Raw genomic sequence first — 522 nt, forward strand, 5'->3', positions numbered from 1 at the left:
TTGAAAGCGACCTTCGTTATTGCTCTTACTCAGCATTTTTTACACCTCGGCTCACCGTTTTACTTACTAATTCGATAAAAAAGCCTGTAGACCCTGCTCCTTACGGAACTTTGTCTACAGGCTGAAACCAGCCTATAAGGCTGGTCCAGATTGCAGACAAACTCCTTTGTTCCGAATGGAACTCAGGAGTTTGTCTTGTTTGGAGAAATAAAAAACTCAAAAATGCAGTAAGTTTCTGTTTTGAGCCACCGGTTCTCCAAAGCCAGGTGGCNTGAAAGCGACCTTCGTTATTGCTCTTACTCAGCATTTTTTACACCTCGGCTCACCGTTTTACTTACTAATTCGATAAAAAAGCCTGTAGACCCTGCTCCTTACGGAACTTTGTCTACAGGCTGAAAGGATGCACATTTGTGCATCCTTTCAGATTGCAGACAAACTCCTTTGTTCCGAATGGAACTCAGGAGTTTGTCTTGTTTGGAGAAATAAAAAACTCAAAAATGCAGTAAGTTTCTGTTTTGAGCC

This window comes from Paenibacillus lutrae (assembly GCF_009757775.1).
Taxonomy (GTDB): domain Bacteria; phylum Bacillota; class Bacilli; order Paenibacillales; family NBRC-103111; genus Paenibacillus_F; species Paenibacillus_F lutrae.